Here is a 22,592-nt window from a genome sequence, read left to right on the forward strand (position 1 = left end):
ATTTAACATGTAAAAATAGAGTTATTAACTTAACAGTCACATTATTATTTGCATAGGAAAACAATTAGTTATCCATGGTTTCACCCTAAAACACGTGCTTGAGATCACGGCTTGGTGCGACCAATTGTCACACCTTTATCTTTCGTGATTGGTAATTAACAACTGGGCAGTAACATTATCGAAACAATAAATGACACTCGAGATGTTAAAAATGAATAAAAACAAGATAACTTCAGCCCTCTTTTTACCTGCTCTTATTTGGATGCCTTCTACCATGGCATCAGAATGCGCAGGCGAAAAATGCAATGAACACATGATAGTGATGGCCGACCTCGCCGAGGACGGATTGATCACCATTACGGACCCTAAGTTACCTCGGCAACCTCTACCTTCATTTGACGGCTCCGGCTATTTAAAAACGATTCCTGGCTTTAGTGTGACAAGAAAAGGTGGTGCGGGCGGTGACATAAGCCTTCGCGGGCTTGCGGGTTCTCGCATCAGCATCATCAATGATGGTCAGCAGCTAGCAGGCACCTGTGGCGGCCGAATGGATCCTCCTACCAACTATATTAGCCCTGAAACCTATGACCAAGTCACCGTGATTAAAGGACCACAGACGGTTCGATACGGTCCAATGGGTTCTGCAGGAACGGTTTTATTTGAGCGCGACCATATTGGCTTTACTCAGCCTAGCGTTGAAGGACGAGCGAGCATAACCGCAGGCAGTTTTGGGCGACAAGATTACCTCTCAGAGCTTAAAGCGGGTAATGAGGATTATTATTGGAGTTTAGATATTAACGGCTCTAAAAGTGATAACTTTGAAGATGGTGGCGGTCAAGAGATACAGTCACGCTATGATCGCCAAAATATTAATACTGCCGTCGGTTTTACCCCAAGCTCTGACAGCTTAATTGAAGTGAGTTATGGACGCTCAAGCGGAGAGGCTGAATATGCTGACCGACTCAATAAAGCGCGCACGATTGACAATGAAAACTGGTCTTTGATTGCGGAAAAAGAGTTTGATTACCAAGTGTTGCGTGAGCTGAAATTCCAAGGTTATTGGAATGAAAACGATCACATCATGGATCAGTTTGACCGCCCGATTGATATCAGTGCACCTCTGCCGTTTGGTGCTAACCCTCGTCGTACTACTTTTGGTGGTTATGTTTGGGCTGAATTAGATCTCTCTAATGACTCAACTGCGCTAGTCGGTATTGACCATATCAACCAAGTGCAAGATATGAGAGGTGGAACCAGCTTAGACCAGCTGCTAGCGGCAAGCTACCAAGATATCTTTAGCCAGCAAAATTGGGGGCTTTTCGTTGAACTAGAAAATGCTTTCACACAAGGAACACTCTACAGCGGGCTACGTTACGATAACTGGCAAACAGAGTTAATGGGAAGCTGGGCAAGTAGTAGCAAAGAAAATCAACGTGATGACGATTTCTTCAGTGGATTTGTTCGCTATGAGCACCAAGTCGGCGCCCATCAGCTCTATGCTGGTGTTGGTCATTCTGAACGTATCCCTGACTACTGGGAAACAATGAAAGCAGGCAAAATGTTGACATTGGATTCCGAAAAAACCGATCAATTAGACATCGGTTGGAGTTACTCAAGCTTTGCGACACTGTCTGCTTCTTTATTCTATGCCAAGCTGAGCGATTACATCCTTATAGATACGCAATCTATGCCTAATGCCCGTAATATCGATGCCACTTTATATGGTGGTGAAGCTTCTATTGAATATGCTTTAACTCAACGCTTGTCCACTACAGCTACCGTTGCTTACAGCCATGGTGACAATGATACCGACAACGTACCATTAGGGCAGGTTTCACCATTAGAAGGGCGCTTAATGGTGAACTACGAATACAACAATTGGTCGTTTGGTAGTTTGTGGCGCATCGTCGCGAAACAAGATCGTGTTGCGATTGGGCAAGGCAATATTGTCGGGCAAGACCTAGGTGAGAATGCGGGCTTTGGAATATTGTCGCTAAATGGTGCGTATCAATATGACGACCAACTACAACTTAGCTTTGGCATCGACAACTTATTTGATAAAGAATATTCCGAGCATATTAGCAAAATTGGCAGTGGTAACGACGCGCTTCCTATCGAAGATAGAACTATGAAAGTCAATGAGCCCGGACGAACGCTATGGGCAAAGTTGGATTTCCAGTTCTAATCATCAGCTAACTTCTACCCCGACATTCTGCACCAACGTTTTATGGCAAAGATGTCACTTACCATGTTTGAGCTAGAGCTAACCCTCTAGCTCATTTTGTTTCAATTAAGCAGACCCAATCTACTTTCTTGCAATAACTCATGGATTCATCATAGTCCGAGGACATCTCATTCTGCTGGTGGTTATCTATACTTAATTTAGGTGGTCAGAAGATAAGGTGGCTACATATGGACTTTACAGACAAAATCCGTTTACGCGGTAAAGCTGAAGAAGATCTATTCTTCGCGAAATTAGATCGCGAGCTCATCCAAGCTATGCATGAAAAACAGCAACATGAAGAAGAGTTGCTGAAATCAGCAGAGCAAGACGACCCTAAATCAGCAACCTCATTGAATAATAAATAGTTTTCATACTGATTGTATAGTCGTGGATTGGATGTATTAATTACAGTTGCATCTGCTTTTCAATTTGAACGGTGGCTGTCTTCTTCGTTATTATCCTCCTTGATACCGTTAGATGGGGCGTTAGAATAAATTCCCCCCCTTGTGAACTTTACGGTTTAGTACCCAATAGTACGCTGTATTTCCAGTCTGGTTACACTTTGAACCATATTCTCCCTCTCTTTAGTTGTGCCTCCCTTCACGTAGTTGTTAATTAATTTGGTGGCGTTGTGAATAAATGTGATGCGCATCGTGGTAAACGATTGCTTGTTACCGGTAACATGATATTAAAGTTACCGGTAACATAATAATTTCAGCCGGCACTGAATCGGAGAGTCATTCCGAATAGATAGGACAAACCGAAACAAAACAAAGGATACCTCTACTATGAAAGCAACAACTAAAACCCTGATTGCTGCCTCAATAACCAGTCTATTTTCGGTATCTGCCTTAGCTGCAGATTTTAATTTAAAGATTCAATCTTCTGATCCGTCAGGCGATCTCAATTACAAAGTTCAGCAAAGCTGGGCTGAACGTGTTGAAACAATGTCCGATGGACGTATTGAGATCGACTTACTTCCAGTGGGTGCCGTAGTTAAGCATACCGAGACTCTGGGTGCGATCAAAATGGGTATCCTTGACGGTCAAGTTACGGCAACAGGTTACTTCTCAGGTAAAGACCCTGCCTTTGGTCTAATTGGTAACATGGTTGGTGCTTGGTCAGATACGACTCAGTTGCTGCAATATATGAACTATGGCGGCGGTAATGAGTTGATGACTGAGCTATACGCCCCATACGGTGTTAAGTTTGTTGGTGCATCGACCACAGGTGTTGAATCGTTTATTTCTAAAAAGCCGATTGATGGTGTTGATGACCTGAAAGGTCTTAAGTTGCGAGCGCCAGAAGGGCTAGTGCAACAAGTATTTGCGGCAGCGGGGGCTACTCCAGTAAATCTACCGGGTTCAGAAGTGTTTACCGGATTAAGTAAAGGCGTTATTGATGCTGCGGACTACACGGTATTTTCCACCAACCAAAAAGCGGGCATGAACGATATCGCGACTCACCCAGTTCAACCGGGTTTCCATTCTTTGCCTCTGATTGATATCTCTATCTCACAAAAAAAGTGGGACAAAATGCCAGTGGATCTACAAACCATTTTGCAAACATCAGTGCGTGATTTCTCTTATGACATGACCACTCAGCTTAAAGTAGCGGATATGGCTGCGGTAAAAGAGGCGCAAGCAAACCCAGACATCACTATTCATAACTGGTCTGATGAAGAGCGTAAGAAATTCCGTGAAATTGCTAAAACGCAATGGAAGGTATTTGCCGAACGTTCACCTAATGCACAGAAAGTGTATGACTCAGTAACCAACTTCTTAGAAACTAACGGTCTTCTATAAGCCCAATTAAATAGTTTCGCTTCTCTTAGGAGGGCAACGCCCTCCTTATTTTTGGGAATTTTTTATGACTGACCATACTCCCCGAGCATCCAGTGAACCAGAAGAACAGCCAAGGAACATTCTTGATAGGGCTATCATCAAAATAAGCAATCTATTGAGCTGGCTTTTCATTGCAACCGCGTTTATCTCATTTTATGAAGTGGTCATGCGCTATGTATTTGATGCACCGACAACTTGGGTGCATGAAACCGCATCATTCATTGGTGGTTCACTGTTCGTCATTGGTGGCATTTACGCGTTTGCCGCAAATAAACATGTTCGTGTGGTACTTATTTACGACGCAGTTTCAAATCAAACTCGTAAATACCTCAACATCATCCATCATGTGGTTGGTTTAGCCTTCGCTTGTATGTTGGCTTATGCCTCATATTCCGTCGCTCATGAATCTTGGTTTTCGCCTTGGGGGGAGCTACGACTTGAGACTTCGGGTTCGGTATTGAATGCGCCTTACCCCGCGCTGCTCAAAGGTCTAATTTTTGTTGTTCTATGTATTCTCGTTATCCAGTTTGTATTGCACCTAATCCAAGAGATTATCGGGCTAAGGAAGAATGACGATGTTTGATTTATCTTCTATTGGTTTGGCATGGGGCAGTGGCCTTATGCTCGTCATGATGATTAGCTTGCTACTAACGGGTATGCAGCTTGCCTTTGTGACCTGTTTTGTTGCTATCTTCTTTACCCTGTTCTGGTTTGGTCCAGAGGCGCTGCCGCTTATTGCCAGCCGAACTTATAGCTTTGCTTCTGGTTATGTGTTTCTCGCGGTACCGATGTTTGTTTTGATGGCAGCGTTGCTTGACCGTTCTGGTATCGCCAAAGATTTGTTCGATGCAATGAAGTCACTGGGGCGCAAAGTGCGCGGTGGCGTGGCTGTACAGACACTTCTTGTCGCGGTGTTATTAGCGTCTATGTCCGGTGTTATAGGTGGTGAGACGGTACTGTTGGGTATTTTGGCATTGCCGCAAATGTTGCGTCTGGGGTATGACCGAAAACTGGCGATTGGTACCACTTGTGCGGGCGGTGCTTTGGGTACGATGCTCCCGCCGAGTATTGTGTTAATTATTTATGGTATGACGGCGAGTGTTTCCATTGGCGATCTATTCAAAGCCTCGTTCTTACCAGCATTTATTCTCGCGGGTTGTTATATCGGCTACGTGCTGATTCGTTGCAAACTTAACCCGTCATTAGCACCAATACCAAGTGATAACGGCGAAGAAGATGAACCGCAGGTGAGCTACTTCAAAGCGCTCTTTTTCCCACTTCTTTCGGTTGCCGTTGTGCTAGGTAGTATTTACACCGGTGTTGCTTCTGTAACTGAAGCATCAGCACTTGGTGTGATTGGCATTATGATCTCAGCCATTATTCGTGGTGAGATGAATTACAACATGCTCAAAGAGAGTGCCATTGCCACAATGAGAACCTGTGGCATGATCATGTGGATTGGTATTGGTGCAACCGCGTTAGTGGGTATCTACAACCTTATGGGCGGTATCGACTTTGTTGAGATGGTTATTCTAAACCTAAGTGGTGGCAGTGCTATTGGTACTCTACTCATCATGATGCTGATTCTACTTGTACTAGGTATGTTCTTAGATTGGGTTGGTGTAGCACTGCTGACCATGCCGATTTTCGTTCCTATTATCACCGGTCTTGGGTTTGATCCTGTTTGGTTTGGTGTTGTGTTCTGTCTCAACATGCAAGTCTCGTTTCTTTCACCACCATTTGGTCCGGCAGCCTTTTATCTCAAGTCGGTTGCGCCGAAAGATATTACGCTTGGTGAAATCTTTATTTCATTGTTGCCATTTATTGCATTGCAGGTATTTGTGCTCAGCCTTGTGATTATGTTCCCGCAATTAGCGATGTGGTGGCAATAGCCACCGCGAAAAAAGAATTAAATGTAACCCTATTGGAAATCACAGCCTTCAGTGAACAAAGAAGGCTAAGGATAGTACTGTCCAATGAAAAGAAAAAAAATACTAGTAATGGGTGTATCGGGCTGTGGAAAAAGCTTGATTGGTCGTGAAATTGCACAAGCCTTGCAGTTACCTTTTTTTGATGGGGATGATTACCACCCCATCACCAATGTGGAAAAGATGCGCCAAGGTATTCCGTTGAACGACGATGATCGTAGCGGTTGGTTAGATACCCTCAATCGTATCTACTGCGAAAACGATGCGGCGGTCATAGCGTGTTCAGCACTGAAACCTGAGTATCGAGATCGACTGCAGGCCAACAATCAGGAATTACTGATTGTCTACCTCAAAGGGGATTTCGATACGATTTGGTCGCGTCATCAACAGCGATCTAATCACTATTTTAATGGTGAGCGAATGCTACGTAGTCAATTTGAAGCGTTGGTAGAACCTACAACTGATGAAGCATTTCATATCGATATTGCTTATCCAGTTGAAGTCGTGCTCAACCAGGCTTTGATTGCGATTGAAGGGTTGGAATTATGAACCAAGCAAAGATAGCAATGATTGGCTTAGGGGTGATGGGAAAAAGCATGGTGCTTAACCTACTCGACAGAGGTTTTAATGTTGCCGGCTATGACATTAACTTGGACAACCGAAACCGAGCCAATCAAGAAGCCAAGTCACTGGCAAAACTGCACGGTAAAGGACTTTTTGTTACGTTGGGTTCACTCACTCAGCTACTCGCCAGCCTTGAAACTCCTCGTATAATTGCACTGTCAGTGCCCGCCGGAGAAGTTGTTGATAGTGTTATTGAAGAATTGATTGAGGCGGGTCTAGAAGCTCAAGATATTGTGATAGATACAGGCAATAGTTTATGGACGGATAGTGAACGTCGTGAGCGTCAATATCAAGGAAAGCTACGTTTTTTCAGCACTGCGGTGTCTGGTGGTGAGGTAGGGGCACGCATTGGTCCTTCTTTGATGGCAAGTGGCGATGAAAGCGCATGGCAATATGTTAAACCGTTTTGGTTAGCGATTGCTGCAAAAGTAGATAGCCAAGGCATGCCTGTTGGTCAGTTTGAACAAGGGGAACCTTGTGCCGCCTACCTTGGTCCTGCTGGTGCTGGACACTACGTGAAAATGGTCCACAACGGCATCGAATATGCCGATATGCAGTTGATCTGTGAAGCGTATCATTTTATGTCTGAAGTACTTCAGCTTACCCCAGTTCAAATCGGTCAGGTGTTTTCGCGTTGGAATCAGGGAGCACTCAATAGCTACTTGATGGAAATAAGCGCTGAGATATTGCAAGCGTCAGACCCTGTGAGCGGTAAACCTTTTGTCGATGTTGTGCTTGATAAGGCGGAACAAAAAGGAACAGGGTTATGGAGCTCGGTCAATGCCCTACAAATGGGAGTGCCAGCGCCGACAATAGCTCAAGCTGTTTTTGCGAGAGCACAGAGCGGACAAAAGGCGATGCGATTACGTGCGGCGAGAGCATTCAAACAACAGCGAAACCATGCCGATAACATTGATTTAGAAACCGCTTTGAGCAACCTTCATGACACTCTGTTTTGTGCCAAGTTGACGGTTTATGCGCAAGGCTTTGATCTAATGAAAACGACCTCTGATACAGAAGGGTGGGCGCTTGATTTTGCGAACATTGCCAAAATTTGGCGAGCAGGGTGCATCATTCGCGCTAACTTCTTACAAGACATTACACAAGCTTACGAGGCTAATCCTGAGTTGGAAAACTTACTGTTGGCAGAACGCTTTATTGAGCAGATTGAGTTGAAATCGTCTGGATGGCGAGCTTCAACAGTGCAAGCCGTTTTGCATGGTGTACCGATGCCCGCGGTTACTTCAACGCTCAGCTATTTTGACTCATTGTGTTGTGAAGTGCTGCCTGCTAATTTGTTGCAAGCTCAACGTGACTACTTTGGTGCTCATAGCTATTCAAGAGTTGATGATATCGAACAGCATAGATACCACCTAACTTGGAGTGATGAAAAAATAATTCAAGTTCGAGTATAAAATTGAGCGCAGATCAAAATGTGGGCGCTTTTTGTTACCTGTACCAATGAAAATACGTTATAGACAGGTACAATGTTATCACTATCACAAAAATCGAATAATAAGATATCGTCATGGCTAATAAGAATAAAAGACCGACCTTACAAGATATAGCTGATCGAGTCGGTGTCACTAAAATGACCGTGAGTCGCTGTTTACGCGATCCTTCTCAAGTATCCAAACTGCTTCAAGAGAAAATTAGCCAAGCGGTTGAAGACTTGGGTTATATCCCTAATCGAGCGCCAGATATTTTATCGAATGCCAAGTCAAATGCGATTGGTGTATTGGTGCCTTCCCTCACCAACCAAGTCTTCGCTGAAGTGATTCGAGGCATTGAATCGGTAACAACACCCGCCGGGTATCAAACCATGATCGCCCACTACAGTTACAGCACTGAATTGGAAGAGCAAAGTATTGCCTCGCTGCTTTCTTACAATGTTGATGCGATTATTTTGTCAGAAAATATCCATACCGATAGAGCACGTAAAATGCTTCAGACAGCAGCCATTCCCGTTGTCGAAATTATGGATAGTTATTCTCAGCCTATTGAGCAAGCGGTCGGTTTCGATAATGCTCAAGCTTCGCAAGATATGACTCTCGCATTACTAAAGAAAGGGCGTAAGCGCATTGCTTATTTTGCTGCTCGTATGGATGAACGTACTCGCTTAAAGATGCAAGGGTATCGTCGAGCGGTAGAGAAAGTAGGGCAAGATCCAATCAGTTTACAAACCGAAGAGGCCTCATCATTTACCTTGGGTGCGACACTACTTGATCAAATGTTAGAGCATTACCCTGATGTGGATGGCATCGTTTGCACCAATGATGATTTGGCTATTGGTGCTTTGTATGAGTGTCAACGTCGAGGCATTCGTGTTCCTGAACAGATAGCGATTGCCGGTTTTCATGGTCATGATATTAGCCAAGTCATTATCCCTAAATTGGCGACGGTAGTGACGCCGCGTGAAGAGATTGGTCGTGTGGCTGCAGAGCAATTAATCGAGCGATTAAGAGGCTGTGAGAGCTGGGAAAAGACCATCGATCTTGGTTATAAAATTGAATATGGCGAAAGCATATAATCACTCTTTTACTAAAAAAGAGATGATACTTCTCCACTTTCGCTGGTGTGCTTTGTATATCAAATGCATTGATATTTGATTATTACATTTGTGTAATAGTGATTAATAGTTCCGACTATTATCAATGCTTGTTTGATAATCGATAATGATCTCCTAGTCATTCATTACGTTTGGAGACCATTATGTCTAATGGATTTACCAGAGATGGTGGCGTTCAAGAACAAATTGATGCCACTGTTGTTGATGCAATTAATCGTGCTCGCGCGCATCTCCATAAAGAATATAACGACACTGATTTTTGCTTAGAGTGTGGAGAGCTAATCCCACATGCACGCCGACAAATCATACCGGGTGTCGAATTCTGTATAGCGTGTCAGGAGAAAGAAGATGCTCGTAATAAGGCTATCAGTAGCTTTAATCGAAGAGCGAGTAAAGATAGCCAATTGCGCTAATCTACCGCCATAACTCTTTGTTTAGATCATGGTTCTCAATCCAAACTGACTCTTCTCGGGCTTTCAAGTACAGTTGTAAACCGTTATACGACGCAAATGCAGCTGCACCACCTAGAGTTTGGAATTGGTCAAAGTAGTCATCCTCTAAGTCGCATAACTCTGCAAGTGTATAAACGTCTTTTTCCAGTGCCCACTGAATGGCAAAAGCAGGGGCTATGGTGCCAGAAACAGCAACATCGACAATGGATTGATGCGCACTCTTACGATGGTGTTGTTCGAAAGCCGCTTCGAGTTTTTCGGCTTCTTGGGTGGTAATTTCATCAATGATTTGGGCTCGTCGAGCGTTGGAAATGCGTTTATTGAGCTTTGCTATTTTCAACGCATGGTCAAATCGGCTTGGTGTCATAATATCAATAAGCTGAGTGAGCAGTTCTCTATCTACATCAATCGCATTCACAAAGAAATCAATACAGCTGTTTAATGACGAATAGTGGGTGCCGTTAAATTCAAATCCCACCGTGTCATCAATGCTGTTTAATGGCAGGTCGTCAACACTGACTAACCAGCCTTGAAATGCCACTCGTTGTTTGGCTATTTGATACATTTGCCAAGCACTTTTTCCAAAGCCGCCCAAGATAGCGCCTGAGAAATCACTGTCGATCAACTCTTGCTCTGTCCAGTTCTCACCGATAGCCAAGTGCTTTGTGTATTTAGAGATGAGTGCTTGTTTAATACAACTACGCAGTGCCCAAATCGAAGTTAAGTCGCTAGGGTATTTGAATGATTGGCATTCATTGCAAGCTGGTATGGTTAATAAAATATGTTCTAAATAGACGCAGGACTCCACATCTCGAGGGAAATGGAGGTTGGTGGACGAAGGCTCACCACAAAACCAGCAGGTATGGCGGTTATTAAAAGGGACATCTATCGATGTATAGGTGTGAGCTGGCATAGGTCTTTTTCTAAATATCTTGGCAAGTGCCAGATTCTATTCTATTTATGGTTTTCATTATACTCTCAGCGGATAATGAGCGGTATCACACCTACCTCAACCTACTTGGCTTGCTGTATATTTATATTGTTGCATATTTGTTACTCTTCTTTGTCGTTTAAAACAGTAAAATGCTTTGCGCGGAATGAACAGACAGGGTTTTTCTCTCATTCTGTTTACTCGTTATTAATAAGACTAGAAGGAAGTCACCATGAAATGGATAACAAGCATAATGGCACTTTTGATTGCACCAGTTAGCGCCGCTCAACAGGAAACCGATATTTTAGGGGTTAAACTGCAAATGACCCCTAATGAAGTTATTCAGTTTGTTGGTGTTGGCGAACACTCGAAAGTGACCGTTGGCAATATAAATAATCCAACGCCAACGGATTTTGAACAAGAAGCAGAAAAAATAGCCGTTCAATATGAGCAGCAATTTAATGATGCAGATGCTAATGAGTTGGACAAATTAATTGAGCAAGTTAAAACACTAAGGTTAAGCAATCAAATAAAAGAAATTTCATGCTCTGAGAAAGCTTGTGATACACCATTTATGAAAAAGCACAATATCATATGGTTCATTGCAAGGTTTAGCGATGATGGTGTGCTGGGAAGCCTATCTATTCGTCAAAATGTCACTTCACTAACGGCTGATACTCAAGATAAATTAGAGAAAAAGTATCAACCGGAAGAGGTTTGGGGTGACATATCAGAGCACCGTTCAGCAAGTCTAAATCGACTATCAAAGTACGATGAAAATTTAACCATTAAACTGAAAAACTATTCTAGCGAAAAGCTTATCGAATATAAGCTATATAACGACAGCTTGTTTGATAATGTCGCGAAGAAAGAGCAGCGATTAGTTGACGAGTTCAAAAAGAGTTTATAGCGAGTTTACCCATATCGAAGTGATTAGGAATTGTAATTTTCCGCCTATCTACATTTGATCATATTGAAGGAGCTATTTTATCAAGGGCTCCTTTCATGTTTTTGTGGTTAAGGTTTCCTCAATTCATCCAAAGATTGAAAAGGATGCTCCTATTATTGATTGAAGGGCGCATGGAATAATGACATGCTAAATTATCAATACGTTATGCACTAATGATGGCGTTGATTTTAATAACTGGGGAAACAACTCAAGATGCTAAGATACATTCAACGACGCCGAATTAAGAAGGTCATTAAGTTACTTTCTGCTAAGTTGGTGAAGGGTTATGGCAGCCGAGAATTCTTTTCTTTGGGGCAACTTGAAGCGAGCAGTATCAAGTTGAGTAAACGTCAGCAGCAAATTGCTTTAGCGCTGTATGCTGACCCTCTCGAATTGAATGTTGAAGATCGTTTAGTGATTAAAGCTCTGCGCGGTGACATATCGAATGACTATTTTGGTGGGGAGGACTACACCGCACAAGATGTACTCAGCTTACTTAGTGCTGGTGGGTGGAAGGGCGGTCGTAATGACGATGATATGTCCAACCGTTTTGGGATGCATAGCCGGTATTGAATTACCACTTGATTGCTTTGGGTTTTAAGCCACATTTCTTTGGTTAAATTACTTCTATACTAATGTCGAATCAGACTGAAGAAGGAATACAGATGCTAAATGAAAACCACGCTTTTATCTTAGATTTTCCTGAACTTAAATTAGACATTGTGCAGCTCAACCACGATGATCCAACATTCAAAGCCGACCTTCAGCAATACCACCAATTGGATTATGATATTCGACAGTTAGAGATATCAGGCAGTCCAATTGATGATGCCAACATGAATGCACTAAAGCTTAAACGTGTTGAACTAAAAGATATGCTACATAAACAGTTAACCGAGCATCATGAGCAGGCAAGTAAACAGCCGCTTTAAATATGCAAGCATAGGCGATTCATAATTTCTATTGGAGTAAGCAGGGCGAATCGCGCTAGTTTGAATTGCACTTTTTCTATCTTTGAGTCAGCGAGATATACGCTGACTCATCTCAACTCTTCTTACAACCATACATGCTGTCAAAGTTAGGTATGTTTTTCTCCCAAATTGGCACATCTTCACCAATGATCGACTTCAGAACATCTATAAACAGTTTGGTTTTAATCGGGGCGTCTCGATGTGGGTAAACAGCATAGAATGTCCCAAAATCCTCAAGCTTTAAATGGGTCATAATGGGTATTAACTTACCATTAATAATTTCATCTTGGATCATCTGAGCGGTTACAACCGCGAGCGTGTTACCCGCTAATGCACTTTTTACCACCATCTCAACATCATTCACTTTGTATGAACTATTGAGTTGAAAGTGGTGCTCATTATCGTGCTCATCTAGATAACCAAATTTGTCGATCAACAATCCAGGCGTTGAGTAAATCGTCGCTGGGAGTGATTGTAGCTTTTCAATTGTATCAATCTTGCCGTGTTGTTGAATAAAGTCAGGCGTCGCGACAATGAGTATTCGGTTTCGGGCAATTTTCCGGCTAATGAGACTCGAGTTTTTGGGCTTACCGATACGGAAACCAATATCAAACCCCTCTTGTACGATATCGACAACTCTATCTTCTAATCTGAGCTCGCACTGAACGTCAGGATATTGCGTTTGAAAAACGGAGATAGCCTCTTGCACATACTGGCGACCAAACATCATTGAACTGGTAATTCTCAATATTCCTCTGGGTTCAGAGTGATAATTTTGTGCCAAACGCTGAGTATTACTGAGTAGTTCACGTAACAGTTTTGCTTGATTAACCATTTCATTGCCTGCCGCAGTCAACGACAAAGAGCGTGTGGTGCGATTGAGTAAGCGAACTCCTAGCTCTTTTTCGAGCCGACTGATCTGTTTGGATATCACAGAGCGGTCGACGTTCTTCTGTTCAGCCACATTGGTAAAAGAGCCCAGCTCTGTGACTTCAAGTAGCAGAAGTAAGCGGGTAGAGAAGTCCATGTAAACCTCGACAGATAATCCGTAATTTTATTGGTGCTACTGTAGCATCAATGTTGTGCTAATAGTGGCATTTTTCGTATCTAATTGAGACGCTATAGTGATTGCACTTACAGAGAGGTAACTCATTTAAAGTGGCTACACTTTATGAGTCAACGACCAAATTAGAGGCAATGCATGATGAAAAAACTATCAATCACTCAACAAAATGGTATCGCAACTGTGGCTATTAATAACCCACCGGTGAATGTGCTAACGATTGATTTAATTAATGAAATTAATGAGTTGGTTCTTTCACTCAAAGATGACCGCGAGACAAAAGTGGTGGTATTTAAGTCATTGCATGAGTCTTTCTTTTTGGCGCATCTCGACCTTAACGTGATAAACGGAACACAAGGTGGTCAAGCAGCTTCCATTGAGTTCAACCACATGATCGAAAACATTAAGGCAATGAAACAAGTCTCTGTCGCAGTAGTCGATGGTGTGGCTCGCGGTGGCGGTGATGAGTTTGTAATGGCATGTGATCTTGCTTACGCGACCGAAAATGCAGCATTTGCTCAACCAGAAATCCACGTGAACATCCCAACAGGTGGTCAAGGGGCTGTGCAATATGCAAGAAGAATGGGCAAGAACAAAGCACTGCAAGCCCTGCTACTGGGCAATGATTTCACAGCGCAAGAGGCTGAACAGTTGAATATCATCACCAAATTCGTGCCAAAAGCTGAGATGGACGCTTTCTTAGGGATGACATTAGGTGTGATTAGTGGGCTAGAAGTACGAGATATCGTTATGTACAAAGAGATTATTGCGACTTCGATTATAGACGAAGATGCGGGAGCCGAGTTGGAGCTTCGTTATTTCTTAGAGCGCGCAAAAGAGCAAAAAACGGCGGCGATCATTGCGGCATTTCTCAACAATGGTGGGCAAACCGAACGCGAAGCAAAAGATATGCAAGGTATTTTCTCTGATACCGCGGCTGAATTGTCGAAATAGCGTTAAGTTCGACCTCAACAGAATAGCCGTCAATAAGGCGGCTTTTTTTATGCCATTGTTTTGATGCCACTAAGAGGGTGATTAATGAGATACGAAGGTGATATTTACCGTCCGCCACCGGAAGCTGATGCCTATATTTTGCAATGCACTATCGGTTGTTCTTATAACAAGTGTACTTATTGTTCGATGTACAAAAATGTCCGATACCGAGCTCGACCATTAGACGAATTAAAAGAAGATATTCGGATGGCAAAGGCGGCATTTGGTGACAAAGTTGAAAAAGTATTCTTAAGTGATGGTGATGCGATCTCATTGCCAACAGAGATGCTACTAGAGATCTTGGCTGAGTTATATGCAGCGTTTCCTAAACTAACGCATGTCAGCACTTATGCAGGACCACAAAGTACGCTTGATAAATCATTGGATGAATTTATACAGCTCAGAAAAGCGGGGCTAAGCATGACTTACCTTGGTGTTGAATCTGGTTCCGATGAGGTGTTAAAGGCAGTACGTAAAGGGGTGACGGCTGATGAAATGCTCACTGCGGGCAAAAATATCGTCGACTCAGGTATTAAACTGGTCGCGATGGTGATGATCGGTTTGGGAGGAAGCGGCGAGCAGTCTCAGCAACATGCAGAGCGTACCGCCCAGTTGATAAATCAGATGAATCCTTACTTGCTGGGTTTACTGACGACGGTTCCAATAGAAGGAACCGCGCTGTTTAGGCAAGTTGTGAAAGGGGAATTCAAACTCCTCAACCCATATGAAGTACTGGAAGAGATTAAAACCTTGCTAGAAAGTTTGCAGCGAGAAGATTTATTGATAGACAGCACTCATGGGTCTAATTTATTGCCGATGAAAGGCACATTGCAGCAAGTTAAGGTGGATGTATTCGATCACATTGATCATCTGTTGCGAGACAAAGACAGCAATTTGATTGGTAAAGCCTACCTAGGTCGATTTTAATACTTTAAAGAACAAAGCGTACAGTGGCTGCGACGAAGGCGTGGTCACTGGCTTGCTTATCTGTTGCGTAAATTGGGTTGATAAGGTGTTGGTTTAAAACCTGATAAGCCGCGACGTCAGCCAAAGAGTATTGCGAATCCGCTTGGAACTCCTGCGAGAGTAAGATGTAGTCTAATACATTGCCTTTGGCGAAGTGATAATGTGTTGGGGCGCGCACGAGTTCGGGTTGGTTTGCACTAAAGATGCACCAACTATCTGCCAGTTTGAGCCGAGCCGAATCATGATTCGATTCACTGGTGAGTAAGCCAGTAATATCACTACTTAAAGGTTGGTTCATGTCACCCATGAGTACGGTTGGAATTGGATGACGCGCATATTGTTCTTCCATAAACACACGTAACATGACTGCTTCCCACGCTCTTTGTTGGCTTGATAACCATCGACCAATAAGGGGATTAGCATAGTCTGGGTTGTGACTTTCAGTCGCTCTTTGCGATTTTAAATGGCAAACGTAAACCGCCACTTCGCCAATCTCAGGCACATCAACCACGGTATATAGAGGTTTTCGGCTAAATTGAGGAGGCGAGGTTTGATAATTTTCGGCGATAGAATCTAAAGGAAATGCCGCTTCGATGTGGGTTATTGGGTACTTTGAGGCTAAGGCAACCACAGGTTGGGAATAGATATAGTCGCTCTCGATATGAGGGTGATCCACGCTGGCAAAGTAGGGATAACCCATTGTCTCAAATAGCTCACGTGCCGCATCAATACTAAAGACTTCTTGGATACCGACAACATCTGCGTCTAGCTTCTGGATTTGATTTTGCGTCCATAGGCACTTTTCTCGCCACGCATCACTTTCATAAATATTTTCAAAATCATAAAACGCTCCGGGTGGTTTAATGAAGTTGAATAAGTTAGCGGTAGCAAAGGTGAGTGCTTTGTCTGTAATCAATGATTAGACCTTGTTGGCAGCGAAGAAGCAGTTAGTTTAAACAAAAGTGAGGCAACTTGCTCGGTAAGATTGTGCAGAGAAGGTCATTGCGATGAAGAATAAGAAACGCTATGTACTGATAGTTTAGAGACCTAAGACACAAGGTGCTTTTATATTACAGCTTAAGCGGCTTATTTCTGTCAGAATAGATTCATACTCTTACTGCACAGGTATCACTATGATTGATTTTAAGAACTCATCAGTATTTAAGTTAAAGCCGATTGAAACCGAAAAGGCCAGAGACGATTTTCATAAATTTTTAATTGATGGTGAGCATATTTTTGCTGCGTTTAAAACGGTTCGTGATCAAGTTATCTTCACCAATAAACGGGTGATTGCTGCGAACGTGCAAGGTATTACTGGCTCAAAGGTAGACTACACGTCACTGCCTTACAGTAAGATTAATGCGTTCTCGGTTGAAACATCAGGCACGTTTGATCTGGACTGTGAAATTGAGTTGTATTTGAGTGAAGTAGGGCAAGTGCGCTTTGAGATCAAAGGGTCATTCGATATTGTCCAGTTTAACCGCATTATCAGCGAATACGTGCTCGGGTAACAACAGCGAGAACTTGAAGGTGTATGCTTTAAAGTAGAAGATTAAGCCGCGCACTGTTTATCCGATTAGCCAAGTAAGGTTTACCGTCTTACTTGGCTTTTTAATGCATAATTAAAGCAAAATGGGGTGAATGATGGTGAACTGCTGGTTACGCCACACAAATACCATACTTTGGCAACACATCTCGAATCAGCTCCAGTCGGTAAGTCTTCAACGCGTCATGAAAGTGTTTCCAGTCTGAATCTAAAAACTCAGGGGTAAATTCATAAGTGACTTGGTTGTCATAGCCATAGTTAGGCTTACCTCGCGCTATCTCTTTCCAGCTTTTACTGCCAGAAGTATGGAACTCTAACTCGACGGGTTCGAAGCCAAAAAAGCCTTGTGATAGTCGCAACAACCATTGCTGGTGGCGCACATCACCATCTTCATCACGTATTTCAGTAAATGCTTTTCGAAGCAATATTTGTTGCTCTTGCGTTAGGCTTGGTTGGGCACCGAGATTCATCGTCAGGTCACCATCGCGATAGCAGAGTAAGGCTTGAAACATCGCATTGGAGGCGCGAATAAAGTCTTCCTCATTGTTTCTTTCAATATCTTCACCTAAGCCGTTAGTGTAGTGCCAAGTGGCATAGGGTTGGTCAGGAAAAGAGAGAGCACCACCGTGACCTAGAGGGAGTGTATTTGAAAGCCCCCAACTGGCAACCGTTGTCATTACTCGGTCGAGTAAATCATGCTCAGGTGACGTTAAGTCTTCCACGCGATTGACGGCGTGAGAAACCCCAGCAAATCCTTGGTGCGCAAATGTGTCGGCATAAACATGCATGGCAATCCCTAAAAGGTGCAAGCCATATTCTTGCTCTTTGTGTTGTACCACCATTTTTAACATATCGCGCGCGACTGTGCTGTCAGGTTTGCATATCAAACGTTGGATGAAAGAGCCGTGAGGTACTTCACCTGCAGGTAAGTTTTGATTACCGGGTAAAAAGTGAAATGGGATCCAGGCTAAATGGTTGGCAAGTTGTTGAGTGTTGCGATAATCCAACATTTTATGTGCTGACGAGATGCGATTAAACATAGCCCCATTACTAAACTTCACCGGATTTGGGTTAGTTGCTTCATCGACATATTGAGCACAATACGCGAGCTTATCGGCTTGGGAATGTGGATAGCCAGCGTAACGAGCTATGACGTAGGTAAGAGTGTGGTGCCCATCAATTTGCATGTTTAGCTCCCTTTAAACGATTTGACAATATCGCCTCAAAACGGTCAGTGCAAAAATTAACCAGTGATGCAGTTCATCTCCGATATGACACGCTTTAACTAGTAATGAAAACCGAGAAAATAGCTTTGTATGCAAATCTGTGGCTAGGGCAGTGTAATGATGAGAATAGGATGAAAGAGAGTGGGAGATGCTGCTGCCTTCATCAAGTAACCGCTTAAGCTGTACAGCAACAGCAACAGCGAAGCGAGAACGAACGGTGATGTATCGGTTACAAAGTCAGTTGATATTGGCGTGGCGTTAAACCAAATTGTTCTTTAAAACGCTGGGTAAAGCGCGCTTCTGATTGATAGCCACATGCTAAGGCCGCATCAAGCTGCGTAAAGTGGTTCTGTAATAAGCTCAGCGCGTGAGTCATTCGGATCTCGGTCAATACGGAACGAAAGCTAGCACCTTCTGCTGCGAGTTTGCGTGTTAGCGTGGCACGACTCATGGCAAGGTGGTTCGCCGCTATCTCGATTTTGTGGTCGTCTCCCGGTGCGGAGCTCAGATAATTCGCCAACTTGTCACGGACTTGCTGTTGCGTGCTTGGGAAGAGCTTTGCGAGTGCGCCTGCATTGTTAAGCTCTGCGTACAAGCCGAATAAAAACTGCTGCTGAGTTTCTTGAGTTAAGCCATGATTTGCCATATCACTAATGAGGTTAAAGCAATATTCGAGTGATGGCGTGGTTTTTATCTGTGGGCTAGAAGATTGCGTCGCTACTTGGTTAATTTCCCATTCTTGTGGTGGGTGTTGAGAAAACACCAACGCACGTGAATAAAACTGTTGTTGCTCAGGAGCATTGATAAACGTCAGGTATTGCCCTGCAGGCACCAGTAACCAATTTGAGCGGTTAAACTCATAGCTTTGTTCATGCCACCACAGTTTTTTATAGCCTTGTTTAACCCAAATGATGGTCGGGGCATGAATAAACACATTGGTTAAAGGCTGATTGCGTTTGCCTTTGTAATTGACGGTATGGACCAGTTGTTTATTCATGCTCACCCTTCGTATCGTTTATTCGTTTACATAAGTTGCTGTCAGCGTTGCTTTATCAAGCGCTGATGAGTTCAACATAAAGCCGATCAAGGCATTTGAAGCACCTTCTGGAATCGCGAGTTTTTCCGTTGGCATTGCCCATACGGTGAACTGGTAACGGTGCATGCCTGCGCCTTTTGGTGGGCAAACGCCGCCAAATCCACTTAGACCGTAGTCATTTTTCATCTCTTTCGCTTTGAAAGAATTGCCTGATGCGCCTTGCTCTACCGAGTTCACTGACGCTGGGATATCAACGGATACCCAATGCCACCAGCCACTGCCTGTTGGTGCATCTGGATCAAAGGCGGTAATGGCGAAACTTTTCGTTCCTTGAGGCGCATCTGACCAACTAAGTTGTGGTGATTTGTTGTCACCGGTGCAACCAAAACTATTAAATGCAAAGGTGTCTGCCATGCGAGAACCTTCTTGAATATCTTGGCTGGTCAGCGTCATTGCTGAGCTAGCAAATGAAGTTAGAAGTAATAGTGGAACTAATAGAGTGCGTTTCATCATGCTTTCCTTTTGTTTGTTTACGGGATCAATGATAGAAACAATTGTCACTAAATGTTATTACATAAAAACTCAAAAATACATTATTTTAGCTAGTAGTGAGCTTTTTGGTTTGTTTTGTTTGTGAAAGCAAAAGGCTAACACTGGGGAAGAGTGCTAGCCTTTTTAGTATTGCGTTATGGTGGCTAAAATAAAAATGATTCATTTTAGCTATGTGGTTTGAGCGTTTTGCCTTAACTCATCGAATACTCTGGATAATCCACTAAGCCTTTCTCATTGCCGCCAAATAGGGTGGCAGGGTCGTGCGCAGTGAGTGGGTAGCCATGTTGAATACGATTTGGTAAGTCTGGGTTGGCAATGAATGGTCGACCAAACCCCACCATGTCAGCCAAACCGCTATCAAGCGCTTGCGCGGCTTTTTCGGTGTTGTAACGGCCAGCATAAATAATCACGCCTTGGTAGGCATCTCGCACGGCTTGTTTAAACTCAGTTGGCGTATCGGGCGCGTCATCCCAATCCACTTCCGCAATGTGCATGTAAACAACGCCTAGCTTATTCAGTAGCTTCGCCGCTGCTGTGTAGGTTTCTACTGGGGTTTTATCGACTGTACCGTTGAGTGACGTGAATGGGGCAAGGCGTACTCCAACTCGGTTTGTGCCAATCGCTTCGGTCATTGCTTCAACCACCTCAGCGAGAAAACGTAGACGGTTTTCAATACTGCCGCCATATTCGTCGGTACGGTGGTTCGCTTCGGAGTCGATAAACTGGTTGATTAGGTAGCCATTCGCAGCGTGCAGCTCAATACCATCAAAACCGGCTTCAATGGCGTTTAGCGCCGCTTGGCGGTACTCGGCAACCACATGTTGAATATCTTCTTTGCTCATTGCACGAGGCTCGACAACGTCAACAAAGCCCGGTTCGTCAGTGCCGTTATCAATAAATACTTTTACGTTTTCAGCTTTTAGCGCAGAAGAGGAAATAGGTTGCTCACCGCCAATATTGTCTGGGTGAGTAACACGCCCAACATGCCAGAGCTGTGCAAAGATAGCCCCGCCTTTTTCATGTACCGCATCGGTCACCAGTTTCCAACCCGCAATTTGTTCTTGGCTGTATATGCCAGGAGTCCATGCGTAGCCCTGACCCATTGGTGAGATTTGAGTGCCCTCTGCCACAATCAAACCAGCACTGGCTCGCTGTGCGTAATAAGTTGCCATTATTTCATTCGCGGCGTTGCCGGGTTGGCTCGCGCGTGAACGCGTCATTGGTGGCATAACAATGCGGTTTGCCAGTGTTAAGTTACCAAGTTGAATTGTTTGGAATATTGTCTCTTTCATCACTAAACCTCTTATTCACTGGTTCACTACGCTCCGTTTGGCAGAGCAACAAGTGAAACTAAAAACTCAATCTGATCCCACACTAAAAGGTCTTAACCAAAGAATGAAATTATCGTTCATTATCAATTTAATAATTTTTTGTTATAGGGTGGGCTTGTGTATGGGGGGAGGGAAGCAAAATGGATATTAATGGTATTAAAAAGCCGCACCTGATTAAGCAGATACGGCTTTGTATATTTATTTTCGCAGGTGTGGCTGTTTTAGCTCGCATGCCCCATTGCTGAAAACGGCGTACCAGCCTTACGTTTTCTTGGTGCCAGCGCCATGATGATGCCGAAGCAAGCACCTTGGGTGATCATCGCAGTACCGCCGTAGCTAATAAATGGTAACGGGCTACCCATTACTGGTAGCAAGCCACTGACCATGCCCATATTGATAAAAGCATAGAGCATAAAGCTTAGTGACAATGCTCCAATGACTAGCCGTGAGTAGGCTGAGTCACTTTGGCTCGCGAGCCACAGAGTACGTGCGGCAATAAACAAGTAAGTGGTGATTAATACCACACTACCCATATAACCCCACTCTTCGGCAAAAGTAGAGAAGATAAAATCGGTATGACTTTCTGGAATAAACCCAAGCTGACCTTGAGTGGCATTCATGTAGCCTTTACCACGCATACCACCAGAGCCGATAGCAACTAACGATTGAATGATCTGATAGCCCGCGCCTAATGGATCGGATTCAGGATTCAAAAACTGGGTGACGCGCATCTTTTGGTACTCTTCCATAAAGAAGAACCACAATACGGGGACGGCGGTTGCTACAGTGCCTACGACAGAGGCGATGATTTTCCAACTCATGCCACCAAGAAACAACACAAACAATGAGTAAATAACGGTGAATATGGCACCATCTAGATCGGGTTGTATGGCAATAAGACCTGCGGGAATAGCGGTTAATCCTAGGCAAAGCAGAATCTTGCGAAATGTCGGAGCGCCGGGGTCTTTGGCTATCATCCAAGCTGTCATCATTGGAATCGCCACTTTAACCAGCTCTGACGGCTGAAAGCGAATAGGTCCTAATGCCAGCCAACGCTTTGAACCGTTAGTAGCATCACCTGCAATGACAACCGCAAGTAATAGTGTGACGGCAAGGCCAAATAGAGGCGGCGCGATATCACACAATTTTTTTGCTGGCACAGCGGAGAGCACCACTAAAGCGGTAATGGCAATGGCTGCACGAGCTAAATGACGTTGTAAAATTGGCTCGCTAAAGCCACTAGCGCTCCATACGCTAACACTACCAGCCATGATCAAAAAGCAGATCGCAGCGAGCAATGGGTAATCTAATTGAGGGCGAAAACGCAACACGGGCGGTATGTTCAAAAGAGTTCGAGAAGCGAAATTTAATCCTGTTCGAAGAGAAA

23 protein-coding genes are annotated in these 22,592 nt (G+C 43.8%); 15 read left to right on the plus strand and 8 right to left on the minus strand.

Features of this window, described 5'->3' with window-relative positions; translation table 11 throughout:
• Positions 1–274: 274 nt before the first annotated feature.
• From H2O73_RS03860 to H2O73_RS03900, 9 genes are all read left to right on the plus strand, one after another.
• Positions 275–2,185, plus strand: coding sequence for a TonB-dependent copper receptor (locus tag H2O73_RS03860; RefSeq protein ID WP_246335830.1), 1,911 nt, complete (start codon positions 275–277; stop codon positions 2,183–2,185).
• Positions 2,186–2,412: 227 nt separating this feature from the next.
• Complete coding sequence (locus tag H2O73_RS03865; protein ID WP_182106700.1) at positions 2,413–2,589, plus strand: hypothetical protein; 177 nt, start codon at positions 2,413–2,415, stop codon at positions 2,587–2,589.
• A 423-nt stretch (positions 2,590–3,012) separates the two neighbouring features.
• The gene (locus H2O73_RS03870; protein WP_182106702.1) at positions 3,013–4,029 is read left to right on the plus strand and encodes a TRAP transporter substrate-binding protein; all 1,017 of its coding nucleotides are present in this window, start codon (positions 3,013–3,015) and stop codon (positions 4,027–4,029) included.
• Positions 4,030–4,093: 64 nt separating this feature from the next.
• Entirely contained in the window at positions 4,094–4,651 is a 558-nt protein-coding gene (locus H2O73_RS03875) for a TRAP transporter small permease subunit (RefSeq protein ID WP_182106704.1), read from the plus strand.
• A complete protein-coding gene (locus H2O73_RS03880; protein ID WP_182106707.1) occupies positions 4,644–5,960 on the plus strand; it encodes a TRAP transporter large permease in 1,317 nt (438 codons plus the stop codon). Before H2O73_RS03875 ends, H2O73_RS03880 begins: the two co-directional genes overlap by 8 nt.
• A gap of 84 nt (positions 5,961–6,044) precedes the next feature.
• Entirely contained in the window at positions 6,045–6,545 is a 501-nt protein-coding gene (locus H2O73_RS03885; RefSeq protein ID WP_182106709.1) for a gluconokinase, read from the plus strand.
• On the plus strand, positions 6,542–8,035 hold the full coding sequence (gnd, locus tag H2O73_RS03890) for an NADP-dependent phosphogluconate dehydrogenase (RefSeq protein ID WP_182106711.1): 1,494 nt from the start codon (positions 6,542–6,544) through the stop codon (positions 8,033–8,035). The genes H2O73_RS03885 and gnd overlap by 4 nt, the downstream gene beginning before the upstream one ends.
• A gap of 113 nt (positions 8,036–8,148) precedes the next feature.
• Positions 8,149–9,150 (plus strand): gluconate operon transcriptional repressor GntR, encoded by a 1,002-nt coding sequence (gene gntR, locus H2O73_RS03895; RefSeq protein ID WP_182106713.1) that lies wholly within the window; start codon positions 8,149–8,151, stop codon positions 9,148–9,150.
• Positions 9,151–9,332: 182 nt separating this feature from the next.
• Positions 9,333–9,602 (plus strand): DksA/TraR family C4-type zinc finger protein, encoded by a 270-nt coding sequence (locus H2O73_RS03900; RefSeq protein WP_182106715.1) that lies wholly within the window; start codon positions 9,333–9,335, stop codon positions 9,600–9,602.
• A 1-nt stretch (position 9,603) separates the two neighbouring features.
• Here H2O73_RS03900 and H2O73_RS03905 read toward each other — a convergent pair whose 3' ends face one another.
• Positions 9,604–10,554: a hypothetical protein gene (locus tag H2O73_RS03905; protein ID WP_182106717.1), complete on the minus strand. Its 951-nt coding sequence runs from the start codon at positions 10,552–10,554 to the stop codon at positions 9,604–9,606.
• Between the two features lie 250 nt (positions 10,555–10,804).
• Here H2O73_RS03905 and H2O73_RS03910 point away from each other — a divergent pair, with 250 nt between their 5' ends.
• The 3 genes from H2O73_RS03910 to H2O73_RS03920 all read left to right on the plus strand — a co-directional run bounded on the left by H2O73_RS03910 (position 10,805) and on the right by H2O73_RS03920 (position 12,453).
• The gene (locus H2O73_RS03910) at positions 10,805–11,482 is read left to right on the plus strand and encodes a hypothetical protein (protein ID WP_182106719.1); all 678 of its coding nucleotides are present in this window, start codon (positions 10,805–10,807) and stop codon (positions 11,480–11,482) included.
• A gap of 252 nt (positions 11,483–11,734) precedes the next feature.
• Positions 11,735–12,094, plus strand: coding sequence for a DUF6559 family protein (locus tag H2O73_RS03915; protein ID WP_182106721.1), 360 nt, complete (start codon positions 11,735–11,737; stop codon positions 12,092–12,094).
• A gap of 92 nt (positions 12,095–12,186) precedes the next feature.
• Positions 12,187–12,453: an HP1242/YdcH family protein gene (locus H2O73_RS03920; protein WP_182106723.1), complete on the plus strand. Its 267-nt coding sequence runs from the start codon at positions 12,187–12,189 to the stop codon at positions 12,451–12,453.
• A 112-nt stretch (positions 12,454–12,565) separates the two neighbouring features.
• On the opposite strand, the gene H2O73_RS03925 is transcribed toward H2O73_RS03920, so the two are convergent.
• Positions 12,566–13,519, minus strand: a complete 954-nt coding sequence (locus tag H2O73_RS03925; RefSeq protein ID WP_182106725.1) for a LysR family transcriptional regulator — start codon at positions 13,517–13,519, stop codon at positions 12,566–12,568.
• A 177-nt stretch (positions 13,520–13,696) separates the two neighbouring features.
• Between H2O73_RS03925 and H2O73_RS03930 the strand changes: the two genes are divergently transcribed.
• The gene (locus H2O73_RS03930; RefSeq protein ID WP_182106963.1) at positions 13,697–14,509 is read left to right on the plus strand and encodes an enoyl-CoA hydratase/isomerase family protein; all 813 of its coding nucleotides are present in this window, start codon (positions 13,697–13,699) and stop codon (positions 14,507–14,509) included.
• A gap of 84 nt (positions 14,510–14,593) precedes the next feature.
• Positions 14,594–15,475 (plus strand): B12-binding domain-containing radical SAM protein, encoded by an 882-nt coding sequence (locus H2O73_RS03935; RefSeq protein ID WP_182106727.1) that lies wholly within the window; start codon positions 14,594–14,596, stop codon positions 15,473–15,475.
• A gap of 4 nt (positions 15,476–15,479) precedes the next feature.
• Here H2O73_RS03935 and H2O73_RS03940 read toward each other — a convergent pair whose 3' ends face one another.
• Entirely contained in the window at positions 15,480–16,430 is a 951-nt protein-coding gene (locus H2O73_RS03940) for an endonuclease/exonuclease/phosphatase family protein (RefSeq protein ID WP_182106729.1), read from the minus strand.
• A 217-nt stretch (positions 16,431–16,647) separates the two neighbouring features.
• Here H2O73_RS03940 and H2O73_RS03945 point away from each other — a divergent pair, with 217 nt between their 5' ends.
• Positions 16,648–17,025: a PH domain-containing protein gene (locus tag H2O73_RS03945; RefSeq protein ID WP_182106731.1), complete on the plus strand. Its 378-nt coding sequence runs from the start codon at positions 16,648–16,650 to the stop codon at positions 17,023–17,025.
• Between the two features lie 148 nt (positions 17,026–17,173).
• Here the strand turns inward: H2O73_RS03945 and H2O73_RS03950 are convergent, their stop codons facing one another.
• From H2O73_RS03950 to rodA, 5 genes are all read right to left on the minus strand, one after another.
• Entirely contained in the window at positions 17,174–18,247 is a 1,074-nt protein-coding gene (locus H2O73_RS03950; RefSeq protein WP_182106733.1) for a DUF6765 family protein, read from the minus strand.
• Positions 18,248–18,515: 268 nt separating this feature from the next.
• Positions 18,516–19,283, minus strand: a complete 768-nt coding sequence (locus H2O73_RS03955; RefSeq protein ID WP_182106735.1) for a helix-turn-helix transcriptional regulator — start codon at positions 19,281–19,283, stop codon at positions 18,516–18,518.
• An 18-nt stretch (positions 19,284–19,301) separates the two neighbouring features.
• A complete protein-coding gene (locus tag H2O73_RS03960) occupies positions 19,302–19,832 on the minus strand; it encodes a YbhB/YbcL family Raf kinase inhibitor-like protein (RefSeq protein ID WP_182106737.1) in 531 nt (176 codons plus the stop codon).
• A gap of 233 nt (positions 19,833–20,065) precedes the next feature.
• Entirely contained in the window at positions 20,066–21,166 is a 1,101-nt protein-coding gene (locus tag H2O73_RS03965) for an alkene reductase (protein ID WP_182106739.1), read from the minus strand.
• A 260-nt stretch (positions 21,167–21,426) separates the two neighbouring features.
• Positions 21,427–22,536 carry a rod shape-determining protein RodA gene (rodA, locus tag H2O73_RS03970; protein WP_182106965.1) on the minus strand — a complete coding sequence of 370 codons (1,110 nt, stop codon included), beginning with the start codon at positions 22,534–22,536 and terminating at the stop codon, positions 21,427–21,429.
• Positions 22,537–22,592: the final 56 nt, after the last annotated feature.

The organism is Vibrio marinisediminis, from assembly GCF_014050145.1.
GTDB lineage: Bacteria > Pseudomonadota > Gammaproteobacteria > Enterobacterales > Vibrionaceae > Vibrio > Vibrio marinisediminis.

What these genes read in the sequence shown, in the direction of transcription:
- H2O73_RS03860 (WP_246335830.1), top strand. Translation starts at nt 275, where the DNA reads ATGGCATCAGAATGCGCAGGCGAAAAATGCAATGAACACATGATAGTG.
- H2O73_RS03865 (WP_182106700.1), top strand. Translation starts at nt 2,413, where the DNA reads ATGGACTTTACAGACAAAATCCGTTTACGCGGTAAAGCTGAAGAAGAT.
- H2O73_RS03870 (WP_182106702.1), top strand. Translation starts at nt 3,013, where the DNA reads ATGAAAGCAACAACTAAAACCCTGATTGCTGCCTCAATAACCAGTCTA.
- H2O73_RS03875 (WP_182106704.1), top strand. Translation starts at nt 4,094, where the DNA reads ATGACTGACCATACTCCCCGAGCATCCAGTGAACCAGAAGAACAGCCA.
- H2O73_RS03880 (WP_182106707.1), top strand. Translation starts at nt 4,644, where the DNA reads ATGTTTGATTTATCTTCTATTGGTTTGGCATGGGGCAGTGGCCTTATG.
- H2O73_RS03885 (WP_182106709.1), top strand. Translation starts at nt 6,045, where the DNA reads ATGAAAAGAAAAAAAATACTAGTAATGGGTGTATCGGGCTGTGGAAAA.
- gnd (WP_182106711.1), top strand. Translation starts at nt 6,542, where the DNA reads ATGAACCAAGCAAAGATAGCAATGATTGGCTTAGGGGTGATGGGAAAA.
- gntR (WP_182106713.1), top strand. Translation starts at nt 8,149, where the DNA reads ATGGCTAATAAGAATAAAAGACCGACCTTACAAGATATAGCTGATCGA.
- H2O73_RS03900 (WP_182106715.1), top strand. Translation starts at nt 9,333, where the DNA reads ATGTCTAATGGATTTACCAGAGATGGTGGCGTTCAAGAACAAATTGAT.
- H2O73_RS03905 (WP_182106717.1), bottom strand. Translation starts at nt 10,554, where the DNA reads ATGCCAGCTCACACCTATACATCGATAGATGTCCCTTTTAATAACCGC.
- H2O73_RS03910 (WP_182106719.1), top strand. Translation starts at nt 10,805, where the DNA reads ATGAAATGGATAACAAGCATAATGGCACTTTTGATTGCACCAGTTAGC.
- H2O73_RS03915 (WP_182106721.1), top strand. Translation starts at nt 11,735, where the DNA reads ATGCTAAGATACATTCAACGACGCCGAATTAAGAAGGTCATTAAGTTA.
- H2O73_RS03920 (WP_182106723.1), top strand. Translation starts at nt 12,187, where the DNA reads ATGCTAAATGAAAACCACGCTTTTATCTTAGATTTTCCTGAACTTAAA.
- H2O73_RS03925 (WP_182106725.1), bottom strand. Translation starts at nt 13,519, where the DNA reads ATGGACTTCTCTACCCGCTTACTTCTGCTACTTGAAGTCACAGAGCTG.
- H2O73_RS03930 (WP_182106963.1), top strand. Translation starts at nt 13,697, where the DNA reads ATGAAAAAACTATCAATCACTCAACAAAATGGTATCGCAACTGTGGCT.
- H2O73_RS03935 (WP_182106727.1), top strand. Translation starts at nt 14,594, where the DNA reads ATGAGATACGAAGGTGATATTTACCGTCCGCCACCGGAAGCTGATGCC.
- H2O73_RS03945 (WP_182106731.1), top strand. Translation starts at nt 16,648, where the DNA reads ATGATTGATTTTAAGAACTCATCAGTATTTAAGTTAAAGCCGATTGAA.
- H2O73_RS03950 (WP_182106733.1), bottom strand. Translation starts at nt 18,247, where the DNA reads ATGCAAATTGATGGGCACCACACTCTTACCTACGTCATAGCTCGTTAC.
- H2O73_RS03955 (WP_182106735.1), bottom strand. Translation starts at nt 19,283, where the DNA reads ATGAATAAACAACTGGTCCATACCGTCAATTACAAAGGCAAACGCAAT.
- H2O73_RS03960 (WP_182106737.1), bottom strand. Translation starts at nt 19,832, where the DNA reads ATGAAACGCACTCTATTAGTTCCACTATTACTTCTAACTTCATTTGCT.
- H2O73_RS03965 (WP_182106739.1), bottom strand. Translation starts at nt 21,166, where the DNA reads ATGAAAGAGACAATATTCCAAACAATTCAACTTGGTAACTTAACACTG.